The sequence below is a fragment of the Microcoleus sp. D3_18_C2 genome, assembly GCF_036702395.1.
Lineage (GTDB): Bacteria > Cyanobacteriota > Cyanobacteriia > Cyanobacteriales > Microcoleaceae > Microcoleus.
The window spans coordinates 28,793-43,424 of sequence record NZ_JAUBTG010000054.1; the positions used below are offsets into that span (position 1 = coordinate 28,793).

The following is a 14,632-nucleotide window of genomic DNA, read 5'->3' on the forward strand; positions in this document are numbered from 1 at the left end:
TCGGGGGACGCAAGGATTTTAGATACTTCGACTTCGCGAGCGCACAAGTTTGAGATTTTGGATTGACTTGCGCGAGATAAATCACGTGGCGGGTACCACATGAAGAAATTCGCTTGTCACGTCGGGAACGATCGCTCGACCGCCAAAAATGCACCGTAGTTCTGGAAATGCTCGCGCCACCTTTTGAGGTTTGAGAGTAGCATTAGCAGCGCTTGTCAACTCGCCTTGAATGACACTATGTTGGCCTTGAGGCATCGGTTTTTGAATGATTTCACCGTCAATGTACTCGCTGGCTGGTTGAGTTTCTGGCAACTTCAGAAACTCTTGGAGTGTCAAAGATTTTGGCAGGGTTTCTACCATCCAATTTTACCTATAAAATAGAGTTTCATCTGCTATTTTACCCAAAAGTCCCGGACTCGTGCGATCGGCGCTCCACTCACTTCAACATCCGGCTCTACCACCTTGCATCCTGGGGCTAATCTTGCTTCTATATATTCAGAGACAGTTTTTGAGAGAGTTGGGATTGAAATTACTTTGCCTCAGTAACGGCCACGGAGAAGACGCGATCGCCCTTCGCATCTTGCAGGAACTGCAACAGCACCCGCATCCGCCAGAATTAGCCGTGTTTCCGCTAGTGGGTGAAGGGCAAGCTTTCGCTCAACTAGAAAACGCCCGCATCATCGGCCCGGTGCAGCGAATGCCTTCGGGCGGCTTTATTTACATGGACAGAAGGGAATTTTTGCGCGATGTCAAAGGTGGCCTGCTGCAGTTGACCATCGCTCAGTTTAAAGCCATCCGCGCTTGGGTGCGGGCCCAACAACAGTCTGGGAATCAAGACGGCGTTATTTTAGCCTGCGGGGATATTGTACCGCTGCTGTTTGCTTGGCTCAGCGGCGCGCCCTATGCCTTTGTCGGTACTGCCAAGTCCGAGTATTATTTGCGGGACGAGGACGGGCCTCTGGCTCGCAAATCCAGGGTAAGCGGTGGGTGGAATTGGTCGCGATCGGTTTATTTGCCTTGGGAGCGCTGGTTGATGACTCGATCGCGCTGTCGAGCCGTTTTTGCCAGGGACGCGCTCACCGCCCAGACCTTACAAAAGCTGGGCATTCCCGCTTACGATCTCGGAAACCCGATGATGGACGGACTCGAACCGGAAAACCCCGCCGGTTTTTACGGCCCTGACGCAGAGTTTCGGGAAATCGAGCGATCGCTCATCATCACCTTACTTCCCGGTTCTAGAGCGCCGGAAGCCTATGCTAATTGGCTGCTAATAGTAGAGGCTGTAGCCGGAATTTTATCGCTGTTTGCCGATCGCAAATTGTTATTTTTCGGAGCCATTTCTCCAGAGTTAAACTTAGAAGCTTTGCGACCTAGTTTAGAATTTTTCGGCTGGCGACAAGACGGGGAAACTAGAACGCAGCGGCCAGAAGCAAGTATTTTGCGACCTCCTGTTTCCAGCGCTCGAGAAATTCGGAAAGAATCTCCTAATTTGCTATTGCCCCTGACATTTGTGCAGAGAAATGCCACGATGATTTTGACTCAGCAAAGTTTTAACGATTGTTTGTACGAAGCCGATTTAGCAATAGCAATGGCCGGAACCGCTACAGAACAATTTGTAGGTTTAGGAAAACCGGCGATCGCCATTCCCGGAAACGGCCCGCAATTTACTTTCGCCTTTGCAGAAGCTCAAAGTCGCCTGTTAGGGCCGTCATTAATTTTAGTCAAACATCCCGCCGAAGTTGCCGGTGCCGTGCAGTCTTTGCTCCGCGACCCCGACAGGTTGCAGCTAATCGCTGAAAATGGCTGGCGCCGCATGGGAGAACCCGGTGCAGCAGCCAGAATTGCCGAGTGTTTAATTCAGCGCTTCGGCGGTGAATTCAGCAATTCTCCATTGCCCGCAATAGACTAGGGACAAAACATTGTTTTGTCCCTACCAAATATCTTTAATTCTACTTTCTTTAAAAAAATCTTGTTCGCTAATATCATGTCCGATGGATCGCCCATAATACATAAGCCAGGGCGGGTTTGTGAGATTGTCCGTTTTTGGCAAATATTATTGGTGAACCCGCCCCTACAGGAATCCGGGTAATCGACCGGACATGATATAACTACTAACTTCCGTTGTCTGTAGTGAGGAATGCAAGTCCTCTGATTTTTATGAGGACTTGCATTCCGATGCTGCAAACCAATTTTATTGTGGTTGTTCGAGTAGGTGTGCAGGGCCGCGCACCTTACTAATAAGCTGTTGCGGCCTTTAAATTGTATGTCAAAAAAAATCAAAGTCTTGTGGGGAGTAGGGGCCCTAGCGTCCCGCCCGCCCTGAATATACAATTTAAATGCGCGACAGCTTACACCACTGGCAGAAAAATTTAATTCGCCGTTTGTTCCGAAGATTGATCCCAGAAATTAGCTTGAGGAATTTTAAAATCCGACTTAACCAAAACTCCCGGTTCTCGCTGCATCGGCAGCACATCTAAAGTATCCGTTTGCGCGCAATATTTTAAATCTTCAATAACACCTAAACCGAGGAGGCGCTGACCGTGACTGGCTCTTTCCAACAATTCGTGCAACCGATCTTGCCAGTGGAGATAAAGAGCAATAGCCCCAAATACTTCATCGTTACCAGCAAAATCGCTCGCAGGAATACCGCTTTCTGCTAGGAGACTTTGGGCGATCGCACCAGCACAAACCGTATCTTCCAACGAATAACTTCCTTCCCAACCAGAACCCACAATCCAAATAGTTTCCGGCCGTTTACTTAACAAAAACTGCACCACAGATTTGCGGTTAATCAAAGCCGCCGTTAACACAGTTGCAGCAGCTTGCACTCGTTCCAGAGCGCGAGTACCATTAGTTGTGCTGATAAAAATTCGCTTCCCACTCACCTTTTCTGGCGTGCAGTCGAGAGGAGAATTCCCCATGTCAAATCCGTCAACTTTCCCGCCGCCGCGCTCTCCAGCGCGAATCCGCTTATCAGCAGGCCATTTTTCGCTGCTTGCCATTAGCTTATCTAAGTCGCTGAAAACTTGGACAGCTTCCGCCCCATTATTCAGGGCCGTTGCCATTGTCGTAGTCGCCCGCAGCACATCAACTGCGATCGCGCAAGCCGGCATTTTGTCGGCTGGCGTAAGTTCCGGGGTATGGTAAATAAAAAGCTTCACTTTTGGGCAACCTGCGATAAATCCTCATCAGTCATAATAATGGAAAATGGATGATAGAAAATAGAGTCGAGTCCTCAAAAGCAGAAAATATGTCAAAACAGTTAAATTCAAACCCCGCCCGCGCCGCCATTACCGCACCAATTGGACTCCTGGCAGGTTTCACCTATCCTTTGCGAGCTTTCACGCTGATTTTGCAAACTCCCAAGCTGTGGACTTATGTATTAGTTCCCGTGGTGCTAAATTTTATAATTGGTATTGGTCTTTATTTAAGCTTGCTATTTCCTAGTTTGGCTGGGATAGATGTTTTAGTTGCCGATTTGTCCGTCCGATTTAATGCTCTAATTGCGAGTTTTCCCGCTTGGCTGAGCTTTCTCGGCGTGTTAACAGTTGCTTTCGGCTGGCTGCTGCGCGTACTCCTAGTGTCAGGACTTTTGCTGATAATTGGATTTTTGTTAGTGCAGTTTGGCGTGATTTTAGGTTCGCCCTGGTACGGCAAACTTTCCGAACAATTGGAACTGCTGCGGAACGGTCAATTGCCCGCAGAAGCACCAATGAATTTGGCGAGTAGTTTTGGCGATATTCAAAGGGCGATCGCCTTTGAACTGCGAAAACTACAAATTTTGTTGAGCGTCGGTATACCCCTGCTGCTGCTAAATTTTATTCCTGGTGTCGGCTCTATTCTTAGCAGTTTTGGTGGCGTAGCTTTGGGCGCGACTATTGTCTGTTTGGACTTTTTAGATGCACCTTTGGAGAGGCGGAGGCGACCTTTTCAGGAGAAGTTGGAGATAATTTGGGCGAGTTTGCCGGCCAGCGGGAGTTTTGGTTTGGTTTGTTTGGGTTTGGTGAGCATTCCGCTGTTGAATTTGTTGGCAATTCCGCTGTGCGTGACGGCGGGAACTTTGTTTTTTTGCGATCGCATTTGGCCGGCCCGCTTTGCTCCCGAAGAAAGAAAGAGCGATCGAGAAACTAACATTACAACTTAAAAACTAGGGAGATGCTTCTTCCTTCGGCTGACTCTGGGAGTTAAGGCCCAAAAACGGGCTTAAAAACAGCCAGCTAATGAAGAAAAATGATGCTGTAAATAGCTGGACAATATCGATCGCCGACAAATATCCGTCAGATAATAGTGCAATACTTCTATCTGTCAGCCCGAATATCCAAGAGAGAATCCCAAACAGCCAAATGCCTTTTTGGAGCATGGGCAAAAATGCTGAAACTTCGGAGTTTTGCTGCTTGTTCATTAATTTAGCCCTTGTTTGCGAAAAGTTTGATTAACCGGGCACCCCAAGGGCTTAAGGATTTTTAGTGTCTCCTCGGATTCCCTTTGTTATCTATATGTTAAGAAATGTTTCCCGAAATGACAACGCGCCCTGGGAGGTATTTCCGCATCTATCTCAAGAGGTAGTCGCAGCGCTCATAAAGAGTGATATTTGCTACACTTTGGTAGGATGCTAGAGAGTTTGCCGAGTTTTTGAGATATAAATTGCTGAGTACGGTAGCGACGGGCTCTGTTGGCACCGCGCCGATAAAAAAGCTTGTAATTTATATTGAATTATGGAATACTACATGATGAGCAAGTTTGGTTCAAGAACGATCGTGAGGTTTGTACTGATGAGGGAGAGTTATCAAAGCCCTAAAAGCCACAGCATAAACAATTTGATGATCAGTATCAACCCGGCTTGATATGAGTTCAGCGTCAATAAAATCGAACAATGGCACGCTTAAATCAGATTATTGCGATCGAAAAAGGCATCAAAAGCCGATCCGTCCAAGAACTCGCAGAAGCTCAAAAAGCACTCCAGAAGCCCGCTGTGCTTTCTGGAATCTCCCGTACATACCGCCCCAAAGACGAAGAAGGCGAACAACTGCCGCCAGAGTCCAAAAAAGTTGAAGTCAAAGCCGAAGAGATTATCCGCAAAATGACTGAATTTTTGACCAAACTCTTCGACGTAACCGCAACCAAAGATTGGACAAATTGTAGCGCCCGCGCTGACATAACTGTAGACGATCAGAACTGCTGGGTTTTATGGTAATTTATCAATCAAAGTGATACGACTTCCCCAAAAAAAAAATGCAAAACCAAGCTCTAAACCGATACAGCGTCCGTCATTTCCAATCTAAAATCTAAAATCTAAAATCTAAAATGGTATGATTTACTGCATCAATCCTCAATGCGAACAACGCGAAAATCCTGCTGCTGCTCAAAATTGTCAAGCTTGTGGCACGGATTTGTTAATTGCCGATCGCTATCGCATCCTTAAACCAGTGCGATCGCCCAATCCCGCACGCCCCACAGACATCTTTGAAGTTGAAGATTTGGGAACCGGGGAAAACGAATGGGGCACTGTCAAAATTTTAAAAGTCTTGAAACACGCCCACAACCCCGATTTAGTTCGCTTGTTCAAGCAAGAAGCGCGAGTTTTGATTTGGCTGGCCGGAAAGGGATCTGTTCCCCAAGTCGAACCAGACGGTTATTTCCCAATTAAAATCCCCCAGAACTTCCAGAAATTGTCTTGTTTGGTGATGGAAAAAATTAGCGGAGAAAACTTGGCAGAATTATTAACTAAAAAACACTACGTTTCTCAAAAGCTCGCCCTTGATTGGCTGCAACAAATGCTTCACATTTTGCAGGAAATCCACAGATATCATGTAGTGCATCGGGATATTAAACCATCCAACCTGATGGTTGAAGCCAATGGAAAATTGAGATTAATTGACTTCGGCGCCGCCACAGAAGCAGAGATAGAGACCGCACCCATAGGTTCTGCTGGATACGCTGCACCGGAACAAATTCTAGGTAAAGCAGGCGTGCGATCGGACTTTTTTGCCCTAGGGCGTACTTTTGTACATTTATTAACAGGCATAGAGCCGATCGACTTTCCCGTTAATGAAAAAACTGGTAAAATTAATTGGAGGAACCAGGCTGTAGATATTGACCCGTTACTCCTAGAGTCGATCGACGAATTGATGGAACCGCTACCAGAAAACAGACCTGAAAATACCCAAGTTATTTTAGAAAAATTAAAAATTCACGACGCAGACCCCCTGCAAAAGGGGGACGCAACATCGCTTCAATAAATCTCTTCCAACCTGCGAAAATCCCGCTCAACTTCCGCCCACAAAGCCCGATTGTGAGGGTCAGTTTTCACAGCCTTTTTCAAATAAATTCTCGCCTTATCAACCTGCTTTTCTCCGATCAAATGCCGTCCCCAGCGCTGATAGGCGATCGCCTGCCACTGACGCACCTCCAAATCTTCGGGAACCCGCTGGGCCAAACCCTCAATCAAGGCGATCGCCCGCGGGAACCTGTGATATTTCAGCAACTGCTGCAACTCAACATAAGCATCTTGCTTTAACTTTTGTTCCACCGCCGACAGATCCGCATGAGATTGAACCGCAGCCTCTTTTCGAGTCACCTTAACTGCCTGCGGTTGAGCTTTCACCCCCCGATCCGGCGGTGTCGAACTAGGCGGCACAGTGGAATTGGCAACTTTCGACTCCGCAACATGGTGGGGGGCAACATTCACCAGGAACTTATAAGCCTCAGTAATAGCAATAAACTTATTTTTAGCCTGTTCGTTTCCCGGATTCACATCGGGGTGATACTGTCTCGCTAACTGCCGATAAGAGGTCTTAACTTGCGATAAACTCGCACCTAACCTCAGCCCTAACTGTCGGTAATAATCTGCAATATCCATCTAGCATGAATGAGCGTTGATAGTACCATTAAATATGGCAGAATCCTTCAATGTAAAGATTCTGCCAAAATTTACCGAAAAACTGGGTTGTAGTGCGAGGCTTGCCCGCACTACGGTAGCGCAAAAATAACTTACGGACGATCTTCGATCACTCTGTCAATCAAGCCGTATTCCTTGGCTTCCTCAGCGGACATGAAATAGTCGCGATCCATGTCCTTCTCGATTTTCTCGATCGGCTTGCCAGTATTCTTAGCATAGATACCGTTGAGTTGGTGGCGCAGTCGCAGAATCTCTTTGGCCTCAATCTGAATATCCGTTGCTTGTCCCCGCGTGCCCCCAGAAGGCTGGTGAATCATGATGCGCGAGTGAGGCAAAGCTAACCGTTTCCCCTTCGCACCGGCAGCTAACAGGAAAGAACCCATCGAAGCAGCCAAGCCCACACAAATCGTCACCACGTCTGATTTAATGTGCTGCATGGTATCAAAAATAGCCATGCCTGCCGACACCATCCCGCCTGGGGAATTGATGTATAAAATAATATCCTTACCTGAATCTTCCGAATCAAGATAGAGCATCACAGCGATGATTTGATTGGCAATTTCATCGTCAACGTCCCTGCCCAAGAAAATAATCCGTTCCCGGTAGAGGCGATCGTAGATATTAATCCACTGAGTATCATAACCCCCCGGCATCTTGTAGGGAACTTTTGGCACACCGATAGGCATAATTCGGAACTCCGTTTAGTTGGTAATTGGTGATCGGGCAATTGGTTATGGTTTATTAGTTATTTGTTAGTTGTTATTTCCGGTTTTTTAGTTTGTGGTTATAATGACCAATAAACCCTAACCAATAACTAATAACTAATAACTAATACCCCCTAACCGAATTAGAGGACTCCAGCCGGCAGCGGTTTCGGCAATTCTTCAGAACTTTCAAGAACGCGATCGATCAAACCGTATTCTTTAGCTTCCTGGGGCGTCAGGTACAGCAACCGATCCATATCTTTAGTAATCTTTTCGATCGGTTGGCCAGTACAGCTTGCAAAAATATCAAGCATCGTCGCTTTATTTGCCAGCACTTCCTTAGCGCGAATTTGAATGTCGCTTGCTTGACCCCGCGTGTAAGCCTTGGGTTGGTGCAACACAATGGAAGCGTGGGGCAAACTCGCTCGAAAGCCTTTTGTACCAGCCGCTAACAGCATCGCAGACATCCCCATTGCCGAACCGAGGCAAATAGTGTGTACGGGCGGCTTAATGTACCTGATCGTATCGCAGATAGCGAAGGCTTCTGTTTCAAAGCCGACGGGTTCGCCACTGTAACCAGAAGTGCCGGTCGAGTTGATGTAGATTTTGATCGGCTTCTCGGGGTCTTCGTACTGCAAGAACAACAGTTCAGCAATAATCAGTTCTGTTACCGCAGGCACCAGAGGCATCCCCAGATAAACGATCCGCTCCTTCAGCAACAGGGATGGCAAATCGGGAGGTGGCGTCCGAGAGTTCCCTTCCCCGTAGTATGGCGATTGCACTGCTTTAATGGGTGTGTTCATCAGAAAAATGAGTCTGAAACCCCGTCCTTCTAGGACGGCTTTACATTGGATTGGGGTGGAGGGGTATGGTTGCCCCTCCGTGGAGATGTGGTCTTCTCCAAAACTCCCTTACGGGTAAAGTTAGCTTCGCCAATGTTTTTAGAGCTTGTTAAACTTGCAGCACTGTTTCAGTGACCTTAAAACTGTTTAACTGCAAATGACAGGGCAGGGGACTAGCTTCGCATCCCAGGGTGTCATGACTCAAAAAACGTAGACCTCGAAAGTCTTAGGCTGGTCAGGACGGCTCGCAAGAATCTCTTACAAGCCTCATGCACTTAGGCTGAGGTTCCTGACATAACCGAAATGTTGCCTGAACTGATGGAGCTATTCTTAAAGAAATACTAACGCAATCTTTAGGTATCCCGCATGAAAGTTAGTTTGCTCCCGGTTTTAAACGACCCTAACCTTGACGCTGCTGCGCCCTCAACGCAGCGCCAGCTAGCGATTTCGGTGTCTGCGACGGCAAGCTCGATCGACTCCAGCGTACCCTTAAACCTGTGCCTGATTCTCGACCACAGCGGTTCGATGGGCGGACGCCCCTTGGAAACAGTCAAACAAGCCGCCGGACGGTTGCTGGACAGGTTGAAGCCCGGGGATCGCTTTTGCGCGGTGGCTTTCGATCATAAAGCCAAAGTCCTCGTCCCCAATCAAATTGTGGGAGACCCCAGCAGTATTAAACGGCAAATTGAGCAATTGCGATCGGCCGGTGGCACAGCAATTGATGAGGGCATTAAGTTAGGTATTGAAGAGTTGGGCAAAGGCAAAAAAGAAGCTATATCTCAGGCGTTTCTGCTGACTGACGGCGAAAACGAACACGGCGACGACAGCCGCTGTTTGAAGTTGGCTAAATTGGCTGCCGACTACAACATGACTTTAAATTCTCTAGGATTTGGCGATAACTGGAACCAGGATATTTTGGAAAAGATTGCTGATGCTGGTGGCGGTGCTCTGGCTCACATTCAGCGTCCCGAAGATGCGGTTGACGAGTTTAGCAAACTATTTACTCGCATCCAAGGTGTAGGTTTGACTAATGCTTATTTGCTATTTTCACTGATGCCAAAAGTACGGTTAGCCGAACTCAAACCGATCGCCCAAGTTGCCCCGGATACGATCGAATTACCGGTACAGCAAGAGGGCGATCGTTTTATGGTACGCCTGGGAGATTTAATGAAGGATATAGAGCGAGTAGTTTTGGCTAATATTTATATTGGACAGTTGCCCGAAGGTACACAGGCGATCGGGCAATTGCAAATTCGCTACGACGATCCGAGTGTCGGCCAAGGTTTGCTTTCCGATCCTGTTGCACTTTCCGCTAATGTCGTGAAAGTTTATCAGCCGGCACTTAACCCAATGGTGCAGCAGCACATTTTAGCTTTGGCTAAATACCGCCAAACTCAACTGGCCGAAACCCGATTGCAACAGGGCGATCGAGCCGGTGCGGCGACAATGCTGCAAACTGCAGCTAAAACTGCTCTGCAAATGGGCGATAAAAGTGCCGCAACTGTGCTCCAAACCTCTGCTACTCGCTTGCAGTCTGGCGAACAATTGAGTGAAGCCGATCGCAAGAAAACTCGGATTGCTTCTAAAACTATTTTGAAGTAATCGCGCGATTTTAAATTTTCAATAATTTTAAATTGGGCGATCGGACAATTTGGCGATGCGAAATCGCCCCTACAAAAACGAAACCCGCGCCCAGGCGGGTTTCAATATTCTGAGTCTCGCCTGCAAAAAGCGAAAGTCAGTGTAGCCGGATTGTTTCAAGCTGTGGAGCGACAAGAAGCTCGATGGTTTAGAATGTTTCTATCACCTATCAAGAGTGCTTGTATGAACCAGACAATATCTGATAAAGTACGCTGGACTACCGCCGATTTAGAACTATTGCCCGATAACGGCGATCGCTATGAAATTATTGATGGGGAGCTATTTATGACTAGAGCACCGCATTGGGGGCATCAACAGACTTGTGGCAGATTTTTTTCTTGCCTTGATACTTGGTCGATGTCTACTGGTTTGGGACGAGCCGCCATCAATCCGGGTCTTATTTTCACGGACGCTGATAACGTCATTCCTGATGTAGTTTGGGCGAGTAATGAACGCTTGGCTATCTTGCTAGACGAAGCCGGCCATTTAACCGCCGCACCCGAGTTAATTGTTGAAGTGTTATCCCCCGGTGCAGACAATCAGAGACGCGATCGAGATTTGAAACTTAGACTCTATTCAGTGCGAGGAGTGCAGGAATACTGGGTTGTGAATTGGCAATTGCAGCAAATAGAAGTTTATCGCAGGGAACAAGCAAGTTTAAGGCTCATTGCTACGCTGTTGAGCAATGATGAACTAACTTCGCCTTTGTTGCCCGGTTTTAGTTGTTCTGTCGCTCAAATTTTTGCCTAAATTATGAAATCATCATTTTACAATTTAATTGCTACTCTAGTAATCTTTACTATCTTTGGTAATATATCCCTTGCTGTCTCTGCTAAATCCTCAGCAATATTAATAGCTCAAAAAACGATTGTTCAAAATCCTGCTGAAGATTTATTCAATAGTGCTTTAGCCAAATCAGAGGCGGGAGACATTCAAGGGGCGATCGCCGATTACACCGAAGCCATCCGCCTCAACCCAAACTACGCCAAAGCCCACAACAAACGCGGCATCATCCACGGCCGCAATCTCAAAGATTACCCAGCAGCTAAAGCAGATTTCGATCGCGCAATTGAAATCAACCCCAACTACGGCGATGCCTACTACAACCGCGCCAGAGTCCGCGAGTTCTTAGAAGACAAAGACGGGGCGATCGCTGATTATCAGAAAGCAGCCGAACTATATCAAAAAGATGGCAATACCAACGATTATCAAGATGCCATCAAGCATCTTGAAATGCTGCAAAAATAGAGTGCTTTTGAAAACATAGTATAATATCCTTCGCTCTGCGTTCATCCGCATTCATCGGCGGTTAAACATTCCAAATTAACTATTCAAAAAATGCTCGAAACTTCCACCGTCACCGTCACCGTACCCGCCACAACCGCCAACTTAGGCCCAGGATTCGACTGCATCGGCGCCGCTTTAAGCCTCTACAACCGCTTCCAATTCTCCCGACTCGAACCCTCAGCAACCGAGAAACTAAAAATTACTGTTACAGGCTCTGAAGCCGCCAAAGTCAAGACAGATGACAGCAATCTCGCTTATCAAGCATTTATAAAGTTATACGATCGCCTGAACCAATCGCCGCCGCCCGTAGCCATACATATAGATATGCAAGTGCCGCTGGCTAGAGGTTTAGGAAGTTCCGCCACAGCTATTATCGGTGGGTTAGTCGGTGCAAATGAGTTAGCCGGTGCGCCTTTGAGTCAGGTGGAAGTGATGCAATTGGCGATCGAACTTGAAGGACATCCCGACAACGTTGTCCCCGCTTTACTGGGAGGATGTCGCCTCGCTGCTAGCAATGCACCCCCCCAACCCCCCCTTAGTAAGGGGGGGCTAACAGAAGAATTCCCTCTCCGTGAAGCGGGGCTAACAGAACAATCACCCGCACTTACCGAAGCTGCTAGCAATGCACCCCCCCAACCCCCCCTTAGTAAGGGGGGGCTAAGAGAACAACTTCCCCTTAGTAAGGGGGGGCTAAGAGAAGAATTCTCTCTCCGTGAAGCGGGGCTAACAGAACAATCACCCTTAGATGCGGAAATTCTACCATCACCCCCCCTTGCTAAGGGGGGGCTCACACAATCACCCCCCCTTAGCAAGGGGGGGCAGGGGGGGGGTTCCTGGGAAATTTGCGATATTCCCTGGCATCCGAATGTTGTGCCGGTGGTAGCCATCCCAGATTTTGAACTGTCTACAGCCGAAGCCCGCAAAGTTTTGCCAGCAGATTACAGTCGGGCTGACGCGATTTTTAATGCTGCACACCTCGGTTTGCTAGTGCGGGCTTTGGAAACTGGCAATGAAAACTGGCTGCGCTGCGCCCTCCAAGACAAAATTCACCAACCTTACCGGCAATCTCTGATTAAGGGATATGAAGCGGTGCAGCAAGCTGCCCTGAATGCAGGGGCCTATGAAATGGTAATTAGCGGTGCGGGGCCAACGCTTTTAGCTTTAACGGATGTTACTAATGCTGATGCGGTTGAGAAAGGGATGGCGGCTGCTTGGATGGAATTTGGGGTAAAGGCTGATGTAAGGGCGATCGCCCTCGATACTCAAGGCGCGCAAGTCTCCCTTTAGTTATTTCACTCCTAGACACACAACATCTACATAACCGTGTTTTGTAGGGGCAACCCCCCGTCGTTGCCCCTCTCCGTGGAATTATTCATATTTCTATTCTCTTCCTCTCTCCTTCAAATCTCTGGAAGATCAACTCAAGTCTCTTCTCGATAACTTCTGCCATTCCCTCTACAAAATTTTACCTTTAAAAAAAAGCAGTCATTGTAGGGGCGGATTCACCATAATCTCAGGCTAAAACCAACAATCTCAAAAATCCGCCCCCACCAACGGTAAATACTATTAAGGATCGCGAATTAAATAATTTACACAAGTTTGTGGGGACTAGGGGTTGGGCACTCTTAGCTCGCCCTTTCTGGACGGGCTTTCAGGCCCATCCCACAAGAACCATCACGCATTGTAAGTTATTTAATTCTCATTCCTAATTAACTGTGACGCAGCGGAATCTCTATCTGAATTTTAGTGCCTTTACCCGGTTCGGAAAAACACTTGAACTCTCCTTTGTGCTGCTCTACAATTATCCGATAGCTGAGAGCAAGTCCCGATGATATGGGTGATTCCGCAGGTTTTGCTGCCAAAAATGGATCGGAAATTTGGGCTGTGATATCTTTGCTATGTGCGATGTCGTTATCAGCAATCTCAATCGAAATTCGCTGACCATCGACTACCTGAGTGGTTATCAAAATCACGGGCTTAAATTTGATTGATTCCAACTCCTCCAACTCTTGAGCCGACTCTTCCAAAGCATCGATCGCGTGATTGATGATATTCAGAAAAGCTTGATTTAGCAGACCTGCATAACACTCAATCTGTGGCAAATTGCCGAATTGTTTGATCACCTTGATGTCTCGCCTTCCCTCGCGAGCCGGCAAGCGGTGCTGCAACAACAACAGAGTATTTTCTAAACCGTCGGAAACATCAAATAACTGCCAGCCCGATCGATCGCTGCGGGAAAAATCCTGTAGCGACAAAATTATTTGGCGGATGCGATCGCTCCCGGTACGCATGGAACTCACAATTTTCAATAAATCGTCCAGAACGAATTCCACATCCATATCTTGTTGTTTTTGCATAATTTCCGCTCCGGGATTGACTAGCTCTTTTTGATACAATCGCAGCAGTTCAATTAAATCGGCTGCGTAGCTTTGGACGTGAGTTAGATTGCTGTAAATAAAAGTAATGGGGTTGTTAATTTCGTGGGCTATCCCAGACACCAATTCGCCCAAACTAGACATTTTTTCATTTTGCAGCATTCGATCGCGCGACAGATCCAATTCTTGCTGGGTTAACTCCAACCGCGCCCTCAACTCGTGCGATCGCTTAGACGCGCGCACCCGCGCCAATAATTCCTGCTTAACTATCGGTTTAAACAGAAAATCGTCAAAGGCCGCATCCAATGCTTGAACTTCATCAAATTGCTCCGGTGTTGTCAGCAGAATAAAATAGGCTGCCGCCAATTCTCGCTCGGCTTTCACCAGCCGGCACACCTCCAAGAAGTTGATTTGACGCGAAGTCCCGTCGCAAATTATCGCATCGGGGGACAATTCCTTCGCCAAGTCTAAACCCTCCTTGTCGTCGGAAACGACTCTCACCTGATGTCCCTCTTGGCTGAGTAACTCTTTCACAACTTGAAAAGTCACAGTATCCGCGACGATCGCCAGAATCTTTGCCATACTTCTATCATCTCCACAAATTACTTTTTAGGATACAACCGCCAGAATTGCGCTGACAGATTTAAAATTCCAAAATAGTTCAATTACATCAAAAAACAGCCCATACCCGCTCCCTCAAAACCCAAAATAGCCCATACCATTTTAGATTTTATATTTTAGAGTAAAAAATTGGTAATGACCGAAAACATCCAGGATACCCGCCACGTGATTCATCCGTGGAGAAATTAAAAACCTGTATCCGAGAAACTTGCCGAACGTATTTATCTCGCGCAAGTCAATGCTTCAATTCTAAAATCTAAAATC

The 14,632-nt window shown here is 47.3% G+C and carries 14 protein-coding genes and 1 pseudogene; 8 read left to right on the forward strand and 7 right to left on the reverse strand.

Annotated features, from left to right (window positions below; all coding sequences use genetic code 11):
• Window positions 1–117: 117 nt before the first annotated feature.
• Window positions 118–360 (reverse strand): annotated as a pseudogene (locus QUA88_RS23955) (Uma2 family endonuclease); the annotation flags it as partial.
• A 163-nt stretch (window positions 361–523) separates the two neighbouring features.
• Between QUA88_RS23955 and QUA88_RS23960 the strand changes: the two are divergent.
• Window positions 524–1,909 (forward strand): lipid-A-disaccharide synthase-related protein, encoded by a 1,386-nt coding sequence (locus QUA88_RS23960; protein ID WP_333274211.1) that lies wholly within the window; start codon window positions 524–526, stop codon window positions 1,907–1,909.
• Window positions 1,910–2,369: 460 nt separating this feature from the next.
• Here QUA88_RS23960 and QUA88_RS23965 read toward each other — a convergent pair whose 3' ends face one another.
• Window positions 2,370–3,161: a 2-phosphosulfolactate phosphatase family protein gene (locus QUA88_RS23965; RefSeq protein ID WP_333055691.1), complete on the reverse strand. Its 792-nt coding sequence runs from the start codon at window positions 3,159–3,161 to the stop codon at window positions 2,370–2,372.
• A gap of 89 nt (window positions 3,162–3,250) precedes the next feature.
• Here QUA88_RS23965 and QUA88_RS23970 point away from each other — a divergent pair, with 89 nt between their 5' ends.
• Entirely contained in the window at window positions 3,251–4,144 is an 894-nt protein-coding gene (locus QUA88_RS23970) for an EI24 domain-containing protein (RefSeq protein ID WP_333260707.1), read from the forward strand.
• A 3-nt stretch (window positions 4,145–4,147) separates the two neighbouring features.
• Here the strand turns inward: QUA88_RS23970 and QUA88_RS23975 are convergent, their stop codons facing one another.
• A complete protein-coding gene (locus QUA88_RS23975) occupies window positions 4,148–4,402 on the reverse strand; it encodes a hypothetical protein (protein ID WP_333207675.1) in 255 nt (84 codons plus the stop codon).
• Window positions 4,403–4,873: 471 nt separating this feature from the next.
• Here QUA88_RS23975 and QUA88_RS23980 point away from each other — a divergent pair, with 471 nt between their 5' ends.
• Both QUA88_RS23980 and QUA88_RS23985 read left to right on the forward strand, forming a co-directional pair.
• Window positions 4,874–5,194 carry a DUF7873 family protein gene (locus tag QUA88_RS23980; RefSeq protein ID WP_333233796.1) on the forward strand — a complete coding sequence of 107 codons (321 nt, stop codon included), beginning with the start codon at window positions 4,874–4,876 and terminating at the stop codon, window positions 5,192–5,194.
• A 115-nt stretch (window positions 5,195–5,309) separates the two neighbouring features.
• A complete protein-coding gene (locus QUA88_RS23985) occupies window positions 5,310–6,239 on the forward strand; it encodes a serine/threonine-protein kinase (protein ID WP_333055697.1) in 930 nt (309 codons plus the stop codon).
• Here QUA88_RS23985 and QUA88_RS23990 read toward each other — a convergent pair.
• From QUA88_RS23990 to QUA88_RS24000, 3 genes are all read right to left on the reverse strand, one after another.
• The gene (locus tag QUA88_RS23990) at window positions 6,233–6,859 is read right to left on the reverse strand and encodes a DnaJ domain-containing protein (RefSeq protein WP_333055698.1); all 627 of its coding nucleotides are present in this window, start codon (window positions 6,857–6,859) and stop codon (window positions 6,233–6,235) included. The genes QUA88_RS23985 and QUA88_RS23990 overlap by 7 nt on opposite strands.
• A gap of 131 nt (window positions 6,860–6,990) precedes the next feature.
• Window positions 6,991–7,584 carry an ATP-dependent Clp protease proteolytic subunit gene (locus QUA88_RS23995; RefSeq protein WP_333055699.1) on the reverse strand — a complete coding sequence of 198 codons (594 nt, stop codon included), beginning with the start codon at window positions 7,582–7,584 and terminating at the stop codon, window positions 6,991–6,993.
• A 161-nt stretch (window positions 7,585–7,745) separates the two neighbouring features.
• The gene (locus tag QUA88_RS24000; protein WP_333055700.1) at window positions 7,746–8,405 is read right to left on the reverse strand and encodes an ATP-dependent Clp protease proteolytic subunit; all 660 of its coding nucleotides are present in this window, start codon (window positions 8,403–8,405) and stop codon (window positions 7,746–7,748) included.
• 405 nt (window positions 8,406–8,810) lie between these two features.
• Here QUA88_RS24000 and QUA88_RS24005 point away from each other — a divergent pair, with 405 nt between their 5' ends.
• The 4 genes from QUA88_RS24005 to QUA88_RS24020 all read left to right on the forward strand — a co-directional run bounded on the left by QUA88_RS24005 (window position 8,811) and on the right by QUA88_RS24020 (window position 12,659).
• On the forward strand, window positions 8,811–10,046 hold the full coding sequence (locus tag QUA88_RS24005; RefSeq protein ID WP_333055701.1) for a VWA domain-containing protein: 1,236 nt from the start codon (window positions 8,811–8,813) through the stop codon (window positions 10,044–10,046).
• Between the two features lie 222 nt (window positions 10,047–10,268).
• Entirely contained in the window at window positions 10,269–10,835 is a 567-nt protein-coding gene (locus QUA88_RS24010) for a Uma2 family endonuclease (protein ID WP_333055702.1), read from the forward strand.
• A 3-nt stretch (window positions 10,836–10,838) separates the two neighbouring features.
• Window positions 10,839–11,333, forward strand: a complete 495-nt coding sequence (locus QUA88_RS24015; protein ID WP_333055703.1) for a tetratricopeptide repeat protein — start codon at window positions 10,839–10,841, stop codon at window positions 11,331–11,333.
• A gap of 90 nt (window positions 11,334–11,423) precedes the next feature.
• Window positions 11,424–12,659, forward strand: coding sequence for a homoserine kinase (locus QUA88_RS24020; protein WP_333274218.1), 1,236 nt, complete (start codon window positions 11,424–11,426; stop codon window positions 12,657–12,659).
• Window positions 12,660–13,081: 422 nt separating this feature from the next.
• On the opposite strand, the gene QUA88_RS24025 is transcribed toward QUA88_RS24020, so the two are convergent.
• Window positions 13,082–14,329, reverse strand: coding sequence for a response regulator (locus tag QUA88_RS24025; protein WP_333055705.1), 1,248 nt, complete (start codon window positions 14,327–14,329; stop codon window positions 13,082–13,084).
• Window positions 14,330–14,632 lie beyond the last annotated feature (303 nt).